The 17011-nt window shown below is 67.1% G+C and carries 12 protein-coding genes; 6 read left to right on the forward strand and 6 right to left on the reverse strand.

From position 1 onward, the window contains the following. Positions 1-10 precede the first annotated feature (10 nt). Together SD72_RS04640 and SD72_RS04645 are read left to right on the forward strand one after the other, a co-directional pair. Complete coding sequence (locus SD72_RS04640) at positions 11-1438, forward strand: APC family permease (RefSeq protein ID WP_042543272.1); 1428 nt, start codon at positions 11-13, stop codon at positions 1436-1438. A gap of 65 nt (positions 1439-1503) precedes the next feature. After that, a complete protein-coding gene (locus SD72_RS04645) occupies positions 1504-1878 on the forward strand; it encodes a GntR family transcriptional regulator (RefSeq protein ID WP_042543273.1) in 375 nt (124 codons plus the stop codon). 18 nt (positions 1879-1896) lie between these two features. On the opposite strand, the gene SD72_RS04650 is transcribed toward SD72_RS04645, so the two are convergent. The 5 genes from SD72_RS04650 to SD72_RS04670 all read right to left on the reverse strand — a co-directional run bounded on the left by SD72_RS04650 (position 1897) and on the right by SD72_RS04670 (position 10209). Beyond that, a complete protein-coding gene (locus SD72_RS04650) occupies positions 1897-2421 on the reverse strand; it encodes a GNAT family N-acetyltransferase (RefSeq protein WP_052492474.1) in 525 nt (174 codons plus the stop codon). Between the two features lie 14 nt (positions 2422-2435). Beyond that, entirely contained in the window at positions 2436-3125 is a 690-nt protein-coding gene (gene deoC, locus SD72_RS04655; RefSeq protein WP_042543274.1) for a deoxyribose-phosphate aldolase, read from the reverse strand. A gap of 123 nt (positions 3126-3248) precedes the next feature. Then, on the reverse strand, positions 3249-5831 hold the full coding sequence (locus SD72_RS04660; RefSeq protein WP_042543275.1) for a DEAD/DEAH box helicase: 2583 nt from the start codon (positions 5829-5831) through the stop codon (positions 3249-3251). Beyond that, complete coding sequence (locus tag SD72_RS04665) at positions 5828-9001, reverse strand: AAA family ATPase (RefSeq protein ID WP_042543276.1); 3174 nt, start codon at positions 8999-9001, stop codon at positions 5828-5830. Before SD72_RS04665 ends, SD72_RS04660 begins: the two co-directional genes overlap by 4 nt. Then, positions 8998-10209 (reverse strand): exonuclease SbcCD subunit D, encoded by a 1212-nt coding sequence (locus tag SD72_RS04670; protein ID WP_042543277.1) that lies wholly within the window; start codon positions 10207-10209, stop codon positions 8998-9000. Before SD72_RS04670 ends, SD72_RS04665 begins: the two co-directional genes overlap by 4 nt. Positions 10210-10395: 186 nt before the next feature. On the opposite strand from SD72_RS04670, the gene SD72_RS04675 reads away from it, so the two are divergent. The 4 genes from SD72_RS04675 (at position 10396) to SD72_RS04690 (ending at position 16221) form a co-directional block, all read left to right on the forward strand. Continuing rightward, entirely contained in the window at positions 10396-11484 is a 1089-nt protein-coding gene (locus SD72_RS04675; RefSeq protein WP_042543278.1) for an NADH:flavin oxidoreductase/NADH oxidase, read from the forward strand. Between the two features lie 3 nt (positions 11485-11487). Next, positions 11488-12696, forward strand: a complete 1209-nt coding sequence (locus SD72_RS04680) for a winged helix DNA-binding domain-containing protein (protein ID WP_042543279.1) — start codon at positions 11488-11490, stop codon at positions 12694-12696. Between the two features lie 114 nt (positions 12697-12810). Then, positions 12811-14550, forward strand: a complete 1740-nt coding sequence (locus SD72_RS04685; RefSeq protein ID WP_042543280.1) for a cation:proton antiporter — start codon at positions 12811-12813, stop codon at positions 14548-14550. Between the two features lie 234 nt (positions 14551-14784). Beyond that, entirely contained in the window at positions 14785-16221 is a 1437-nt protein-coding gene (locus SD72_RS04690) for an amino acid permease (RefSeq protein ID WP_042543281.1), read from the forward strand. Positions 16222-16263: 42 nt separating this feature from the next. Here SD72_RS04690 and SD72_RS04695 read toward each other — a convergent pair whose 3' ends face one another. Then, positions 16264-16845, reverse strand: coding sequence for an isochorismatase family protein (locus tag SD72_RS04695; protein WP_042543282.1), 582 nt, complete (start codon positions 16843-16845; stop codon positions 16264-16266). Positions 16846-17011 lie beyond the last annotated feature (166 nt).

The raw sequence follows: 17011 nt of genomic DNA on the forward strand, positions 1-17011 counted from the left end.
GGAGAGTTGCATGTCCCAGTCCACAACCCAGAAGGTCGACGCCGGCCTCCGCGAAGGGGTGATGTCTGGCCCCGAACTCGCGGCCCAGGCTATCGCGAGCATCGCGCCAAGCGCGGTCATCGCATTCACCGCGGCTTCGATCTTCCTCGGGGCGGGCAGCGGCACCATGTTTGCCTTCGTGCTCGCCACGATCGTCATCCTGTGTGTCGGCTACATCATCAGCATGTTCGCGAAGCGCCACGCCTCCGCGGGCTCGCTGTACACCTACGTCGCCCAGGGCCTCGGCCCGGCCGGCGCCTTCGCCGCGGGCGTCGCGCTCCTCATCGGCTCGTGGGGTATCGCAGCCGGTTCACTCGGCGGCGCCGTCTCCTATGCCTCCGACCTGCTCGTCATGTTCGGCTTTGATTCGGCTGGCACCACGACGTGGCTCATCGTGCTCGCGATCGTCATCGGCGGCGCGGCAACGTTCTTCACCATCAGAGGAATCCGCGTCTCAGCACGCATTTCGCTCGTGCTCGAGCTCCTCTCGGTCGCGATCATCCTGGTGCTCCTTATCACCGCACTCATCGTGCTCGGTGACGCCGCATGGGATCCCTCGCAGTTCCGCTTCGAGGGCGTTCCGTTCCAGGGCGTCGCAGCAGGCATGGTGCTCGGTATCCTCGGCTTCGTCGGATTCTCCTCGGCTGACGCGCTCGGCCGCGAGGCGAAGGACCCGAAGAAGGCGATCCCCCGCGCCATCATGTGGAGTGCGGTCGCCGTTGGCGTGCTGTACGTCTTCGCCGCCTACACGCAGATCGCCGTCCTTGGCGACGAGCTCGGCGAGGTCGCCAGCCCGCTGCAGGCTGTCGCGGAAAAGGTGAACATGCCAGGCTGGTTCACGCCGATTCTCGTGTTCGGTGTCGCCGCGTCGTTCTTCGCCGTCGTCGTCGCCCCACTCAACGTCGTTGGGCGCATCATCTACGTGATGGGCAAGGAGGGCATGGTGCCCGAGCGGTTCGGCCGCACACACGAGACCCACCTCACGCCGCACCGCGTGCTCCTCATCGCGGGACCGGCCGCGATCGCACTCGACATCATCCTGCTGCTCCTCGGAACCCATCCGATGGACATCACCGTCTGGGTCGACACCTACGGCACGTACGGGTACATGGTCGCCTACTCGCTCGTCGCCATCGCCGGCGTGGTGTACACCACACGAGAAGGCATCAAGAACCGCCTCGTGTGGGTGACAGCGGTCGTCGCCGTCATCGCAATGGCGTACGTGTTCATCGCGAACGTGTACCCGGTTCCGGTATTCCCGCTCAACGTGCTCCCGTACATCTTTATCGCAACGATGCTCCTTGCGTTCTCGCGGTACTGGTGGATCAAGGCAAAGCGTCCCGCCGTGCTCACCCGCATCGGCAAGACGCACGTCGAGGAGATGGCCGGTATCGGCTAGTCCACGCTGCAGCTCAGCTCAAAGCCCGGCCCCACTTGGTGGGGCCGGGCTTTATGCTTGGCCGTATGACACCCTTCGCAGCCGCGATCGACCCGACCTCCCCCACTGCCCCGTTCCGGCAGCTCCACCACGCCGTGGTGGCAGCCGTCGCGGACGGCACGCTGCTGCCGGGTTCCCGCCTGCCAACCGTGCGCGCGCTCGCTGCGGAGTTGCACCTCGCGACGAACACCGTCGCATCCGCATACCGCTCCCTTGAGGAGGCCGGTGTCGTCGAGGGACGTGGCAGGGCGGGCACCTTCGTGCGTCTCGGCGACGACCCGATTGATGCGCGGGCGCGGGAGATCGCGCAGGGCGCGGCCCAATCGCTCACCGAACTCGGTGTGGATCGAAACCGCGCCCTCACGCTCCTCAGCGAGGCGTTCGCGATCGCAGATGCCTGATTGCTGCGGGAGATCCGCTCACTCTCGCGACACTGAGATATCCGCGAGCATGTGCACGCGCTCACCGTGCTGCAGCAAGCCGAGCGCGCGCTCGGTACGCACGAGCCCCTCGTGGAAGGCGCTCGGCGCCTCCCGCACTACCCTGAACCCGCGTCCAGCGTAGAAGGGCGCGTTCCACGGGACGTCAGCGAAGGTACGGAGCGTCACCGCGCGGAAACCGCTTCCCGAAGCCTCCGTGAGCACCGCGCTGAGGAGCGCGCCACCGACCCCCTGCCTGGCGTGGCTGGGAAGCACAGAGAGCTGCTCGAGGTGCAGCGTGTCCCCTGCTTCAAGTAGTCGCGCAAAGCCGACGACCACGGAACCTGCGCGCGCCTCAAGGAGTCGCTCACGCAGGCCGTGTTCGGCAACGGCCGCGGCTTCCGCGGCGCCCTCGTCCCAGGGGAGCCTCCCAAAGTACTGCCGAAATAGCTCATCTGCAGCACGCTCGATCTCCCCGTGTACGGCAGGGTCAAATCGTGCGGCTACCTCAATTTGGATGGCCACGCCGCGAGCGGATGCTAGTAGCCGGAGCCCTCGGCCGCGGCGGCGGATCCCCACCCAGCAACGATCGCACCGGTAGCCGAGACGCCGAAGCGCGTCGCGCCGGCTGCCCACAGCTCACGGGCGGTCTCGGCGTCACGGATTCCGCCGGAAGCCTTCACTCCGAGACGTCCGCCAACGGTGTCAGCCATGATGCGGACAGCGTGCACGCTTGCGCCGCCTGCCGCGTTGAACCCGGTCGACGTCTTCACGAAATCCGCTCCGGCGGCCTCGGCTGCCGTGCAGCAGCCGACGATCTGCTCGTCCGTGAGCGATGCGCTCTCAATGATCACCTTGAGCACGCTGTCAGGGCATGCGGCGCGCACTGTCCTGATCTCCGCCTCGACCGCGCCCCAGTCACCGGCGTGCACGAGTGCCGGGTTGACGACCATGTCGATCTCGTCGGCGCCGTCTGCGACGGCCTGTGAAGCCTCGAAGGCTTTGGCCTCAGCCTTGTGCACGCCCGAGGGGAACCCTACGACCGTGACGATCTCGAGTCCGCGCTTGTCAACGGGGAGCAGCGAGGGGCTCACGCAGACGCGCTTTACGCCAAGCGCCGCAGCGTCGGTGAGGAATGCGTCAAGCTCAGCTGCGGTGGTCGGTGGGGCGAGCAGCGTGTGATCTGCGTTCGCGAGGAAGTGTTCAGGGGTCAATGCCTCAAGAGTCATAGCTTGAGTCTAGGTAAGCGCGATCAGGGATGCGAGTTGGCGCGGCAAACTCGCAGTAGTGGCGCGTCAGAATCGGTCTGTGCGCTGATCGCGCCCCGTCTCGCGGCGACCCTGTCTCCCCGTCTAGACCGTCGGCCCGACGCGCGTCACGCGCACGGCGGGCTCCCCCTCAAGCTCGGAGGCTGCAAGGTCAATCTCGCCTTCGATTGCCCAATCGAGGTCGCCAGCGGGATCGAGGAGCACCTGCCGGAAACCCCAGACCCCCGCCGCCGCCGTGGACCGGTCGAGGCTGAGGAGGCCAGCGGCACGGCCGTCAGCGTCGACGCGGATCTCGTCGTATTCGGTGAAGTACCCGTCGAGGGCTTCGCGCCACCGCTGCACGCCAAATCCGTGGGGCGCGTCGAGCGCCTCGAGTTCGTCGTACTGCTCAAACGCTGCCGCCTGTACCCGCCTGAAGAGCGCGTTTCGCACCATCACGAGGAATGCGCGCTCGTTTGCGAGCAGCGAACGCGCTGGCGGAGGCCCGACGAGGGCCGCCTCGTCGGAGCCGTGGCGCGCAGCAAGCTCGGCCGCAATGTCCGGGTTCGACAGCTCGGTCCACTCGTCGACGAGACTCGAGTCGACCTGCCGAACGAGTTCGCCAAGCCAGTCGATGATCTCGTCGAGCTCGTCGGTCTTCGCGGCCTCGGGCAGCGTACGCTCGAGTGCCCGGTATGCGTCGCTCAGGTAGCGAAGCACGCCGCCCTCAGACCGGCCGAGGCCGTAGAAGTTCACAAGGTCACGGAAGCCGAATGCCCGCTCGATCATGTCGCGCACGACCGATTTCGGGTGCAACTCGTAGTCGCGGGCCCACGGCACCTCCTTGAGATACTCCTCAAAGGCCTCCCCGAGGAGCTCCTTGAGCGGCTGCGGGTGGGTGATCTCTTCGAGAAGCTCCATGCGCTCCTCGTATTCGATCCCGTCCGCTTTCATCTGGCCGATGGCCTCGCCGCGGGCCTTGTGTTCCTGCGCGCGAACGATTGCGCGCGGATCCTCAAGCGTTGCCTCCATTACGGAGATCGCGTCGAGTGCGTAGCTCGGCGCATCTGGGTCGAGCAGTTCGAGGGCTGCGAGCGCGAACGGTGAGAGCGGCTGGTTGAGTGCAAAGTTTGACTGCAGTTCGACCGTGAGTCGCAGCAACCGGTGCCCGCGCCCGTCGACGTGATACTCCACAATTCCGCCACGCACGAGCGTGCGGAAGATGTCGATCGCTGTGCGCGCGTGCGCGAACTGTGCGGCACGCGGCTCGTGGCTGTCGAATACCAGCGTGCGCAACGTCTCGAGCGCGTCGCCCTCGTACTCCTCGCCACGCCCGATCACGCCAAGCACCATCGCGTGCGTGATCCGCATCCGGCTCACGAGCGGCTCGGGTGACGCTGCAACGAGCTTGTCGAGTGTCTGCTCGGTCCACGCGACGAAACCCTGCGGTGGAGACTTCTTCTTCGCGGGCTTTGCCTTCTTGCCGCCCGTTGCTTTCGCAGCCGCCTTTGCTGCCGCCTTCGCGTTCTCGACCTCGAACTCGGGAGCGAGGGCGATAACGTCTCCCTCGGTGTCGAATCCTGCTCGGCCAGCGCGGCCGGCAATCTGGTGGAATTCGCGCGCGGAGAGCCTGCGCATCCGCTCTCCGTCATACTTCGTGAGGGCGGTAATCACCACCGTCCTGATGGGCACGTTGATGCCGACACCGAGCGTGTCGGTTCCGCAAATGACCTTGAGGAGGCCCCGCTGCGCGAGCTGTTCGACGAGCCTGCGATATTTCGGGAGCATCCCCGCGTGGTGCACGCCGATGCCGGAGCGGACGAGCCTGGATAGTGTCTGGCCGAAGCCTGCTGAGAACCGGAACGTGCCGATCGCTTCGGCGATTTCGTCGCGCCCTGCCCGGTCGACGAGCTTCAGGCTTGAGAGCGCTTGGGCCTGTTCAACGGCGTGCGACTGGTTGAAGTGGACGAGGTAGGCGGGTGTCTCGCGATCCGCTACGAGCTGCTCGACGACCTCGTGCGTCGGCGAAACCGCGTAGGCGAAGGAGAGCGGAACTGGCCGTTCGACGCCCGTGACGAGCTCGGTATCGCGGCCCGTGCGGCGTGAGAGGTCGTCCGCGAGCTCGGTGACGTCGCCGAGTGTCGCCGACATGAGAAGAAACTGTGCGTCTTCCATGAGTAGCAAGGGCACCTGCCACGCCCACCCGCGATCGGGGTCGGCGTAGAAGTGGAACTCGTCCATCACCACCTGTGTGATGCCGTTTACATCGCGGTCGCGCAGCGCCAGGTTCGCAATGATCTCTGCGGTGCAGCAGATGATCGGGGCATCGGCGTTGATTGCCGTGTCACCCGTGATCATGCCGACACGGTCGGCCCCGAACACCGCGACGAGCTCGAAGAACTTCTCGCTCACCAGCGCTTTGATGGGGGCCGTGTATGCGGTGCGTCGGCCCTCAGCGAGCGCCGCGAAGTGCGCCCCGAGCGCAACGAGTGATTTCCCCGTTCCCGTCGGGGTCGCGAGCACGACGTTCGAGCCGATCGCCATCCCGAGGATCGCTTCCTCCTGCGCGGGGTAGAGCCTCAGACCGCGCTCTTCCCAAGCCCATTCCTCGAACATTGCGAACGTGTCGTCCGCCGTCGGAGTCTTCCCCGACCTGGCGGCCTCGTCGAGCTGGCGCGCAAGACTCATCGCGGGTCCTTTCCGTTGTGCTGGGTGGCGAGGCCGGGGGAAACAACCCCGTCGCCGCGCAGGCTACTCACGCCCTGGCCGTCTGCGACGACCTCGAGCCCGCCTGCAAGTCGCTCTTTGAGCTCTGCCACGTGGCTGATGAGTGCGACCGTGCGGCCTCCCTCCCGCAGCGCGTCGAGAGTGGCGAGCGCCTGATCGAGCGCATCGGGGTCGAGCGATCCGAACCCCTCGTCAATGAATAGCGTATCGAGTTCGAGCCCGCCAGACTCCGCGGTGACCACGTCGGCCAGACCAAGCGCGAGTGCGAGGGAGGCCAAGAAGGTCTCACCGCCGGACAGCGAATCGGTCGATCGCGCTCTGCCCGTGTACTCGTCGATGATGGCGAGCCCGAGGCCCGACTGCCGTCCACGGGCACGCAGGCCGTCGTCGTGTTGCAGCCGGTAGCGCCCGCCGACCATCGTGGAGAGCCGTCGATTTGCCGCCACGACGATCGACTCGAGCCTGGCTGCGAGTACAAATACCTCGAGGCGCATGCGTTTCGTATTCGGGTCCTTGCCCTGCAGCGTGTCGGCGAGCCGTCGCAGCCGCAGGAGCGCCTCCCCCGTAGCCGATGAGCCAGCGATCTCCCTGTCGACCCGTTCGAGGGTGGATCGATGCTCACGCGAAATTCGGGCGGCTGCGGCGTGCTCGGCTATCGCGCTCTCCGCCAACATGCTTGCCGTCGCGGCCGCCTCGGCGATCGGCTCGAGCGCCACAGGCGTCCTGTCAAGCTCCGCAAGGTCGGGCGCCGCGAGCTCACCAGCATTGCGCTGTGTCTCCGCGTCGAAGCCGCTCACTCGAGCGCGGAGCTGCTCCCGCTCCCCCGGTTCGAGGTGGGCCCCCGCGGCCTCATCGGCTGCGCGCTGGTACTCCGGAGCTTCGCTGTGTGGCTGGGCGAAGCCCCCGACGACCAGTTCATCGGCCAGGCGTTCCTCTGCTGCTGCGAGCCCGGAACGGGCGGAATCCAGCGCGCCGCCGCCGCTGAGGGCCCGCTCGAGGGCTGCCTCGAGGTCTTCCAGCATCGCGACTCGAGCCGCGATGCGATCGAACCCGGCGCGCGCCAACGTAATCTCGGCCATGAGCGCCGCAGCCTGCGCCGCTTTGGCCTCAGCGCTTGCGTGCAGCGAAGCCGATCTGGCTGCGAGCTCACTCACACGCTCGGCGCGGCTCCCTGCCTCCGCTTCGAGCGCGCTGAGCTGTGCGTCAAGCTCGGCGAGCGCTGCGGACGCTTCCCGCGCTTGTGCGAGCGCTGCGGACGCCGATTCCAGCGCCGCCGCTGCGTCCGCTTCGGTGTATCCTGCCGCCCCCTCGCGCGCGGTGAGATGCCTGGTGGCTGTCAGTTGTTCCTCGGCGCGCGCGTCGTCGAGTGCGCGTTGCGCAAGCGCTTGCTGCGCCTCGGCGTGCGCGATCGCCTCCGGCGTCACCGGGTCAGAGTGCTCAGCTGGCTGCGGGTGGGTCTTTGATCCGCACACCGGACATGGTGCGCCTGCCGCAAGCGAGTCCGCGAGCTCGCCCGCCATGCCAGCGATACGCCTGGCAAGGAGATCGCTGACCGTCGCCGCGCGCTCAGCGCTCGTCGCCGCACGCTCAGCGGACCGTTCCTCGAGCGCGCGAAGCTCAGCCGCAAGCGCGTTCGTCAACCGTGCGGCATCCAGTCGAGTGCTCGCCCGCGCAACGTCCTCGCTGCGTGGCGCCTCGAGCGCCGCGTCGAGCGCCGCCCGCTCACGCTCAGACCGCAGCTTGGCGACGCTGGCGGGGAGGGCGGCAAGCGCTGACGTCTCGATCTCGTGTTCAGCTGAGGACTGTGCCACAGCGGCGCGGAGTTCCTCAACCTCGCCGGTGAGCTTTTCGTGCTGTTGTTCGTCGGATTGGGCCTCGACCAACGAGCCGAGGAGCCGTGCGACGCGGTCTCGCTCCGTGGTGAGCCACTGAGAAACCAGCTCCCAGGCGGCGCCCTGCTCGGGGATTTCCTGTGCGGCGGGTTCTGCGCCTTCGGTTCCCTGCGCAAGCGGATCCCCGTCAGCGTACTCACGAAGCAGCGCGCTCCATGCCTCATCCCACAGCGCGTCCGCTTCCGCGAGTTGCTGGCGCGCACGGTCGCGGGTGCTGCGTGCTCCTACGACCCTGGATGCGCGATCCGCACGGTCAAGCCGCACGCGGAGCGCTTCAACGTCTGCCCGCTGCTCGTCGAGCTCAACCTTCCTCGCCTCGGCACGCTGCACCCGCTCCTGCGCTGCGGCTATGGTCCGCGCTCGGTCGAGCGCAGCAACGGCCTCGCCGTGTTCGCTGCGGCGCCGCTCAGACTCGCGAGCGAGCCCGTCGGCACGCGCCTCGAGACCGGCGACGGCGGCGCCCGCGGCGCGTTGCCTTGCGACGAGTGTTTGTGGCACCTCAGCGGCGGAGATCGCGGCGGCAGAGAGCGCGGCGGCGCTGCCGTCATTGGCCGCGACTGCGTCACGCTCGAGCGCATCCTCAAGCCCGCCGAGCAGCCCTTCGATTCTCGCCTCGCTCTCACGCGCTGCGCCATCAAGCTCACGGCGCTGCTCGGCGAGCGCCGCCTCTATGTCCGCGAATCGCTCCGTCTGAAAGAGTGTGCGGAGCGTGGCCTGTCGCTCGTCGTCTGCGGCGCGCAAAAAGCGCTGAAAGCCTCCCTGGGAGAGCATGACAACCTGCAAGAACTGCTGGTGGTTGAGGCGAAGCACTGGCGCGAGCAACGCGGCAACGTCGACGGGTCGCGACGCGAGCCCGCGCCACTCGTCCGTCGCGGCGTCCCACTGCCACAGTCGCGCCTCTGTCTTCTGCGTTGTCGTGCCGCCGCCACGCTTCGCTGGGCGGCTGTATTCGGGACTTCGTTCGACCCGATATCGCTCACCGGCAACCTCGAAGTCGAGACGCACGAGCGTCTGCCGCTCAGCCGAAGCGTGGTGGGAACGCACGCGCGACACCTGCCCGTCGTAGCGCGGCACCGCCCCATAAAGCGCAAAACTCACTGCGTCGAGCAGGCTCGATTTCCCCGCACCGGTGCGCCCAGAGATGAGCAGCAGCCCGCCGGCCGCCGCCGCCGCGAAGTCGAGCACCTGCCTGTCGCGAAACGGCCCGAAGCCCTCAATGTCGATCCTCACGATCCTCATGAGTCGCCCCCTTCAGCGGCCACGGCGGTAGCCCCTGAGGCGCCTGTCACCTGCGTGATTACCGCGCGTATGAGCTCTCGCTCGGACTCGTCAAGCCGTTCGCCGCCCCGCACCAGTCCGAGAAACTCGTCGACGATGTCAACATCGCTCTTTTTCGCGACGCGCTCCGTGTAACTCGTCTCAACACGCTCGCCACGGGCAGCGGGAGCAAACTCAATGTGGGCGCAGTGCGGGAACCGTTCCCTGAGCCGCCGCATCGCATCGATCGGGCGCACCGCGTCCGTGAGTGTCGCCTCGACCCAGCTTGCCTCGTGCTCTGCGAGCCCGGCGTCACCGAGAAGTTCGTCGAGTGTGCCGCGAATCCTCGCGAGCGGGCGCGGCACCGGGAAGTCGACCCAGGTCGCGTCGTGATACCCCTCGGCGTGCAGCTCCACGATCCACCCACCGCGCGGCTTCGCCGCTTCACTGAAGGAGAAATGCACTGGCGCACCGCTGTATCGGATCTGGGCGGTGAGCTCCGCGCGGCCGTGAATATGCCCGAGCGCGACGTAGTCGACTCCCGCGAACACCGCCGTAGGCACGACGTCGAGCCCACCGGCGGTGAGATCCCACACCAACCCCTCACCGGCCTTCTCGATCTCAGATTCAGCGGCGTCTCCCCCGCCGTTCACCGCGAAGCAGTGAGCCATCACCACGGAACGGTTGCCACGAGCTGCGGCGAGCGCGCGCACCTCGTCCATCACTCGGCCGAGCAACGCCTGGTGACTGCGCAGCTGCTCGCCGGGGAAGAGGGTGGTGTTGAGCATGGGTTCGAGGTACGGGATCGCGTACACGTCGACCGTGCCGAGCTCGTCAGTGAGTTGCACCGGACGCCGAAACGCGTCTGCGTGTGTGACAACGTGCACGCCGCCGAGCGCTGCCCACTCGGATTGGAAGCCGAGGCGCGCCGCGTTGTCGTGGTTGCCGCTCGTGATTACCACGGTGGCTCCGGCTGCGCGGATGCCCTGGATGACGCTCGCGAGCACGCCATAAAGCTCGGCCGCGGGAGCGGCGTGATCGAACACGTCGCCTGAGACGAGGACAGCATCTATCCCGTGCTCGCGAACAATGCCGGGGATTGCGCCGAGCACCTCACGCAGCTGCGGCAGCGTGGAGTTGCCGTGGAAACTCCTGCCAAGGTGCCAGTCGGAGGTGTGCAGCAGTCGCAAGACGGGTCCTCTCTCAATCGGGCAGTGCCGCACGCGCATCTGCTGCGGCGTGGCTTCTACTGGGTCAAGCCTGGCACAGGGTTGCGACATTCGGGCGTCGGGGTGTCACTCTGCGGCGCACGCCACCGCGAGGCTGCCCGATTGCAGTGTTGCGGAGCTGGGTGCGCTATTCGCTACCCTATGTGCATGGCACATCCGCTCCTCTTTGAACCGTTCGCGCTGCGCGGCCTTACCGTGCGCAACCGGCTGTGGGTGGCGCCCATGTGCCAGTACTCCGTCACCGAGCGCGACGGGGTGCCCCGCGACTGGCATTTGCAGCACATCGGCGCGCTGGCGCGTGGCGGTGCGGGGCTCGTTGTGATGGAGGCAACCGCGGTCGCACCAGAAGGGCGCATCTCCCCAGAGGATCTTGGTCTGTGGAACGAGGAGCAGCAGGCGGCCTTCGCGAGGATCAGCGGTATCGCCCACGCCCACGGCGCCGCAATCGCTGTGCAGCTCGCCCACGCCGGCCGGAAGGCGAGCACCTACCGGTCGTGGCCGGGTGAGCCCAACGGCTCCGTGCCGCAGTCCGAGGGAGGCTGGGAAACCGTTGCGCCCTCCGCGCTGCCGTTCGACGAGCAATACGCGACGCCGCGCGAGCTCACGGTGGATGAGATTGCTGGCCTTGTTGGTGCGTTTTCTGCGGCGGCGAGCCGAGCCGTGCAGGCGGGGTTTGACGCCGTCGAGGTGCATGCCGCGCACGGCTACCTGCTCCAGGAGTTCCTCTCGCCGCTGTCGAACCACCGCGAAGACGCGTACGGCGGGCCGCTCGAAAACCGCGCGAGGTTCACGCGGGAGGTCATTCGCGCGATCCGGGGCGACCACCCGGATCTTCCGATCATCGTGCGTATTTCCGGCACTGACTGGGTGGACGGTGGCTTCACGGTCGAGGAAGCTGCGACCGTGAGCGAGTGGTTCGCAGAGGACGGCGCCGATCTCGTCGACGTGTCGTCTGCTGGGAACTCGCCGCTGAGCGTCATCCCGGTCGGCCCGTCCTATCAGGTGCCGCTCGCCGCACGGGTGCGGCGAGCGGGTGCGCTTGCAGTTGGCGCCGTCGGCGCGATCACGTCGGCGCAGCAGGCCGAAGGGATTCTCGTTACGGGTCAGGCCGACGTCATCTCCCTTGGGCGGCCACTGCTCGCGAACCCGCATCTGCCGTTGCAGTGGGCCGCTGAGCTTCGCTCGCCCAACGCCGCGGGCCTTGTGCCGCCGCAGTACCACCGGGCAAGGTTCTAGCCGATGGCTGCCGTGCTGAGTGCGGAGGAGGTGCTGCGGGTGCGCATGCGGGCCCTCCGGCTCGGTGCGGCCAGCTCGGCAACTCCCGCGGTGCCGTCGCCCCCTGCTGACGTCGCGGCTGGTGCGGCCAGCGCGAGCGCGGTGGTTTCGCACATGTTCGGCCTGCAGGGGCAGGACTGGCGGTCGTCGAAGTGGGCGGTCGGGGTGCGCGCACCTGGAATCGCGGCGGCTGACGTTGTTGCTGCGATGAATGCGGGGATGATCGTGCGTTCGTGGCCGATGCGCGGCACGGTGCACCTGGTTGCGGCGGAAGATATCGGGTGGATGCAGCAGCTCACCAACGCGCGGGTACTCGCGGGCGCACCTAAGCGACGCGCGTTCCTTGGGATGAGTGACGCAGTGCTCGAGCGCGCAACGGAGGTGTCGCTCGCGGCCCTGGCAGGCGGAAACAGTCTTGATCGCACAGAAATCGCGCAGGTCTGGACGGACGCTGGAATCGATTGGAAGCCGAACTGGCGTTACCACCTCATCTGGTGGCTGTGCCAGAACGGGTTGACGACATTCGGGCCGGTACCGGCGGCATCCGGAGCCAAATCCGACCCTGAGCCGCGACTCGTGCTCGCGTCTGAATGGATTCCGTCGCCGCGCGACCTCACTGGCGATGAGGCCCTGTGCGAGTTCGCTGCGCGCTACGTTCGTGGGCGCGGCGCGGTGTCGCGCAAGGACCTCGCTTCGTGGGCGCAGCTGCCCGCTGCGGCTGTCTCACGCGCGCTCGAGCTCGCCGCGGAGGCTGGCCTGGTTGTCGCGGCAACGCGGGCAGGCATCCCCGGGGCTGCCGGGGCGCTGTGGGCGGATCCCGCCGCGCTCGACACCACAGACCACGGGCCGGCAACGGAGACGTCGAGCGGGTGGCAGCTGCTCCCCGCCTTCGATGAACACCTGCTCGGGTATTCCGACCGGTCCCCACAGTTCGCAGCGGAACACCTGGAGCATCTCGTTCCGGGAAAGAACGGCGTGTTTCTTGCGACCGTTGTGCACGACGGCCGCACGGTTGGCACGTGGCGGCGCGACCCGAAGAGCCGAGCGGTGACCGCTTCGCCGTTCCCCGGTGAACGCTTGGATGCCGCTGCGCTCGCCCCAGAGCTGCGGCGATGGGCCGCATTCTACGGAGAGCCTGAGCCTGAGCTTGCTGCGGGTGCATCAGAGGTGTGACCGGCTTCGCGCCGCCGTCATCCGCCGGTGGTGGGTGCTCGGCAAGACCGCAGCGGACCGGACACAGCGCAAGCTGACCGAGCGCAATGCCAACGCACATGAGAAACTGGGGCGATGGAGCTAGCACTTGTCGCAGTGGCTGCCGTTGTCGTGCTCGTCGGCGTCTCGCTTGTGAGCGGCAGGATCGGCATTGCCGCCCCGCTGGTGCTCGTCGTTGTCGGGATCGGGATCGGCTACCTCCCGTGGGTGCCGCTCATCGAGATCGACCCGGAAATTATCCTGCTCGGCGTGCTGCCTCCGCTGCTCTACGCCGCAGCGATGAACGTCCCCTTCGTCGATTTCCGCCGAAACCTCCGACCGGTCGCCGACCTCTCGGTGCTCCTCGTCATCCTGTCTGCGCTGCTCGTAGGGTGGATCCTGCACCTCGCAGTCCCGGTGCTCCCGTTCCCAGCTGCGGTCGCGCTAGGCGCGGTCATCAGCCCACCGGATGCGGTCGCCGCGACGTCAATCGGCAAGCGACTCGGCCTGCCAGACCGGATCGTCTCCATCCTCGAGGGCGAGAGCCTGGTCAACGACGCAACCTCACTCGTGCTCCTGCGAACCGCGCTCGCAGCGGTGTCGGGGAGCTTTGTCTTCTGGGAGGCTGCGGGCGCGTTCGCCTTCTCCGTGGTCGCAGCGATCGGCGTCGGCCTGCTCATGGGGTTCATCACGGTGTGGATCCGCGCAAGGCTCAATAACCCCGTCCACGACACGCTCGTCTCATTCGTTGTGCCGTTCGTTGCGTTCATCCCGGCAGAGGTCATCGGCGCCTCCGGCGTGCTGTCGGTCGTCGTGACCGGCCTGTACACGGGCTACCACTCGGTGCGGAGGTTCAGCGCGGTCGCCCGCACCAACGAACGCCTCAACTGGCGCACGGTGCAGTTCATCCTGGAAAACGGCGTTTTCCTCATCATGGGGCTGCAACTGCACGTGCTCGTCAACCAGGTGACGGACTCGACCTTCCACCTCGGCCACGTTGCGCTCATCGCTGGCGGGCTCGTCGTACTCCTCATTGTGAGCAGGGCGCTATTTGTCGTCCCGCTGGTGTTCCTGATGCGGGGCGAGACCCGCAGGAAGCGGGCACGCGGCGACGAGCTCGCACGGGTTGAAGCGCGCCTCGCGCGCAACGGCCGTGCGAACGACGAACGGGCGCAGCGGCGCCTGAAACTGCTGCGGGATCGCGCGCAGGCCGATCTCGACCACGAGATTGAGCAGCAGCTCGGGTGGCGCGACGGCGTCGTGCTCACGTGGAGTGCGATGCGCGGCGTGGTGACGCTCGCCGCCGCCCAGTCAATCTCGACAGATGTTCCGTACCGGCCGCAGATCATCCTCATCGCGTTTGTTGTCGCGGTCGCGACCCTGCTGCTCCACGGGCTCACACTCCCCGCGGTGATCAACTGGCTCTGGCCCCTCGGGGTGAAGTCCGGTGCGGACAACACCGAGGTCGCTGCGCTGAGCCATGACCTCGTCGATGCTGGCATCAGTGCGATCGATGACGAGCTCACGATCGAGAGCGAGGATCCGGAACGCACGATCACCCCTGAGCCGGTCGTGCAGCGGGCGAAGATCGCAACGAAGGCGGCGCTCGGGCCGCTCGCACTGCGGTTTCACGAGACGGGTGCGCTCGCCGTGCCAACGGCGGAGACACCGGCCGAGGCGTACATGCGGCTCACCCGCATCGCGCTCGAGGCCCAGCGAGCGACGCTCATTGAGGAGCGCGCGATTGGCCGCTACAGCTCACGCGCGCTGCGCGCAGCAGGCCTGGCGCTTGATGCGCAGGAGGCGCGTATCCACCCACAGTTCGGCGAGGGATAGTCGCGCCGCTCGCGGGTGAGGCGTGCACGACCCCCGTCGTCGCACCGAATCTGGGCGGAACGCTCACGCCCGAAAACCTTGAGCAAGCCTTGAGGTTTCTACTGCCTGTTGCGGTCTCTGGCCGGGGTAGTCTGTGTGGCGGCTAACGCGATCGTAGGGCACGGTTTCCGTGCGCTCCACGGCACGCGCAGAAGAACGAACTCGGCTCGGAGCCGAGCAGAGACGGGATCCACCATGACTCAGACCGGCCCATCAGGCACACACGACGAGCTCGAGCGCGGGTTAACCAACCGCCACCTCCAGCTCATCGCAATTGGCGGCGCAATCGGCACGGGGCTCTTCCTCGGCTCGGGCAAGGTGATCAGCCTCACTGGCCCGTCGGTGCTGTTCATCTACGCGGTCATCGGGTGCATGATGTTCCTCCTCATGCGCGCGCTCGGAGAGCTGCTGCTCTCCAACCTCAATTACAAGACCTTCGGTGACATTGCGAAGGACCTCATCGGCCCCTGGGCGGGATTCTTCGTCTCGTGGACCTACTGGGTGACGTGGATCGTCATCTGCATTGCCGACATCATCGCCATCACGAGCTACGTCTCCTACATCAACGCCGACATCCCGAACTGGGTGCCAGCGCTCGTCACCGCGCTCGTCCTCGTCATCCTCAACCTGCAGCCAGTGAAGTTCTTCGGCGAGTTCGAGTTCTGGTTCTCGATCATCAAGATTGTCGCCATTCTCGCGCTCATCGTCACCGGCGTGATCCTGCTCGTCACCGGCTTCACAAACCCGGACACCGGCACGGCATCGTCGATCACGCACCTGTGGGATCACGGCGGCATGTTCCCGTTTGGTGCGAGCGGGTTCCTTCTCGGCTTCCAGCTCGGAATCTTCTCCTTCATCGGTGTCGAACTCGTCGGTACCGCGGCGGCCGAGACGAAGAACCCCCAGCACAACCTCCCCAGGGCGATCAACTCGATCGTCGTGCGCGTGCTCATCTTCTACATCGGTGCCCTCACCGTGATCATGGCGATCACCCCGTGGGACAAACTCGACCCAGCGCTGAGCCCGTTCGTTACGACGTTCGCCTACGCGGGCTTCAGCGCGGCCGCGTTCGCGATCAACCTCGTCGTGCTCACGTCTGCGGCGTCAAGCGCGAACTCCGGGTTCTATTCCGGCACCCGCATGATGCATTCGCTCGCGCACGATGGCCACGCGCCGCGCGGTTTCGCGCTCACCGATTCGCGCGGCGTTCCGCGCCGCGCAGTGTTCTTCTCGACCGTGTTCGTGCTCTCCTCTGTGCCGATCTTGCTGCTCGGTGACAGCGTCATCGAAGCGTTCACGTTCGTCACCTCGGTCGCATCGACGTTCATTCTGTTCGTCTGGAGCATGATCGCGATCAGCTTCATCCGTTACCTGCGCCGCTACCCTGAGCGGCACAGGTCCTCCGCGTTCCGCACACCGCTCGCCCGCATCACCCCGTGGGCCGTGCTCGTGTTCTTCGCGTTCATCCTCGTCACGCTGTCCCTCGCTGAGGACACCAGGCTGCCGCTGCTATTCACCCCGGTGTGGTTCGTGCTGCTCGCTGTGCTCTGGCAGTTCACAAAGCGCCGCCTGGTGAAGAACGGTCAGCCGCTCACGGCCGCGGTCGATCTCCCCGACGCCGCGCACCACTAGCCGAGCGCTGGAACGTCCCGCCCATCGCGGCCGGCGGCATCGTTACACGATTTCGATGCCGGCGGCCGCGAGCTCTTTAATCGCTGCGACCGATGTCTCAGGCGCGACCCCGGCGATGAGCTCGCCGCACACCCGCACCCGCAGCCCGAGGTCTTGCGCGTCGAGCGCTGACGCGCGCACGCAGTAATCGGTCGCGATGCCGACAACGTCAAGCTCGGTTACGCCTGCCTCCGCAAGAACGGTGGCGAGGGTGCGGCCGTCGCCGGCAACACCCTCAAAGGCGGAGTATGCCGGCTCCCCCATGCCCTTGCGGATGTGCACGTCGATCCGGTCGATGTCGAGCGCCGGATGATACTGCGCGCCCGGTGTGCCGCTTACGCAGTGAACGGGCCAGGTTCCGGCGAAATCGGGATCTGTGCCAGCTGCCGCGAAATGGCCGCCGTTGTCACCCTCGGGGTCATGCCAATCGCGGGACGCGACGACAAGGGCGTAGCGCTCGGCTTCCCGCTCGTTCCGGAGGAGCTTCGTCACTGACTGCGCGATCGCCGCGCCGCCGGTGACTCCGAGCGCTCCGCCCTCCGTAAAGTCGTTCTGCACGTCAACAATCAGTAGCGCACGAGACACAGCGATCCACCCCTCAGTCTCCGCCGATAGCGCGGCGGGTCGTGTTCGACTGGCGCGCAGCTGATCCGCTGCGACCACTCCCACCATACGCCGCCAGGCGCCCCGTCGCCCAGCGGAAGTCGCCGTCACGGCAGCTGGCGGAATGCGATGGGGCGACTCTCCCGCC

This window comes from Leucobacter komagatae, assembly GCF_000834055.1.
Classification (GTDB): domain Bacteria; phylum Actinomycetota; class Actinomycetes; order Actinomycetales; family Microbacteriaceae; genus Leucobacter; species Leucobacter komagatae_A.

What these genes read in the sequence shown, in the direction of transcription:
- deoC (WP_042543274.1), bottom strand. Translation starts at nt 3,125, where the DNA reads ATGACTCTTGAGGCATTGACCCCTGAACACTTCCTCGCGAACGCAGAT.
- SD72_RS04690 (WP_042543281.1), top strand. Translation starts at nt 14,785, where the DNA reads ATGACTCAGACCGGCCCATCAGGCACACACGACGAGCTCGAGCGCGGG.
- SD72_RS04685 (WP_042543280.1), top strand. Translation starts at nt 12,811, where the DNA reads ATGGAGCTAGCACTTGTCGCAGTGGCTGCCGTTGTCGTGCTCGTCGGC.
- SD72_RS04665 (WP_042543276.1), bottom strand. Translation starts at nt 9,001, where the DNA reads ATGAGGATCGTGAGGATCGACATTGAGGGCTTCGGGCCGTTTCGCGAC.
- SD72_RS04675 (WP_042543278.1), top strand. Translation starts at nt 10,396, where the DNA reads ATGGCACATCCGCTCCTCTTTGAACCGTTCGCGCTGCGCGGCCTTACC.
- SD72_RS04640 (WP_042543272.1), top strand. Translation starts at nt 11, where the DNA reads ATGTCCCAGTCCACAACCCAGAAGGTCGACGCCGGCCTCCGCGAAGGG.
- SD72_RS04660 (WP_042543275.1), bottom strand. Translation starts at nt 5,831, where the DNA reads ATGAGTCTTGCGCGCCAGCTCGACGAGGCCGCCAGGTCGGGGAAGACT.
- SD72_RS04680 (WP_042543279.1), top strand. Translation starts at nt 11,488, where the DNA reads ATGGCTGCCGTGCTGAGTGCGGAGGAGGTGCTGCGGGTGCGCATGCGG.
- SD72_RS04645 (WP_042543273.1), top strand. Translation starts at nt 1,504, where the DNA reads ATGACACCCTTCGCAGCCGCGATCGACCCGACCTCCCCCACTGCCCCG.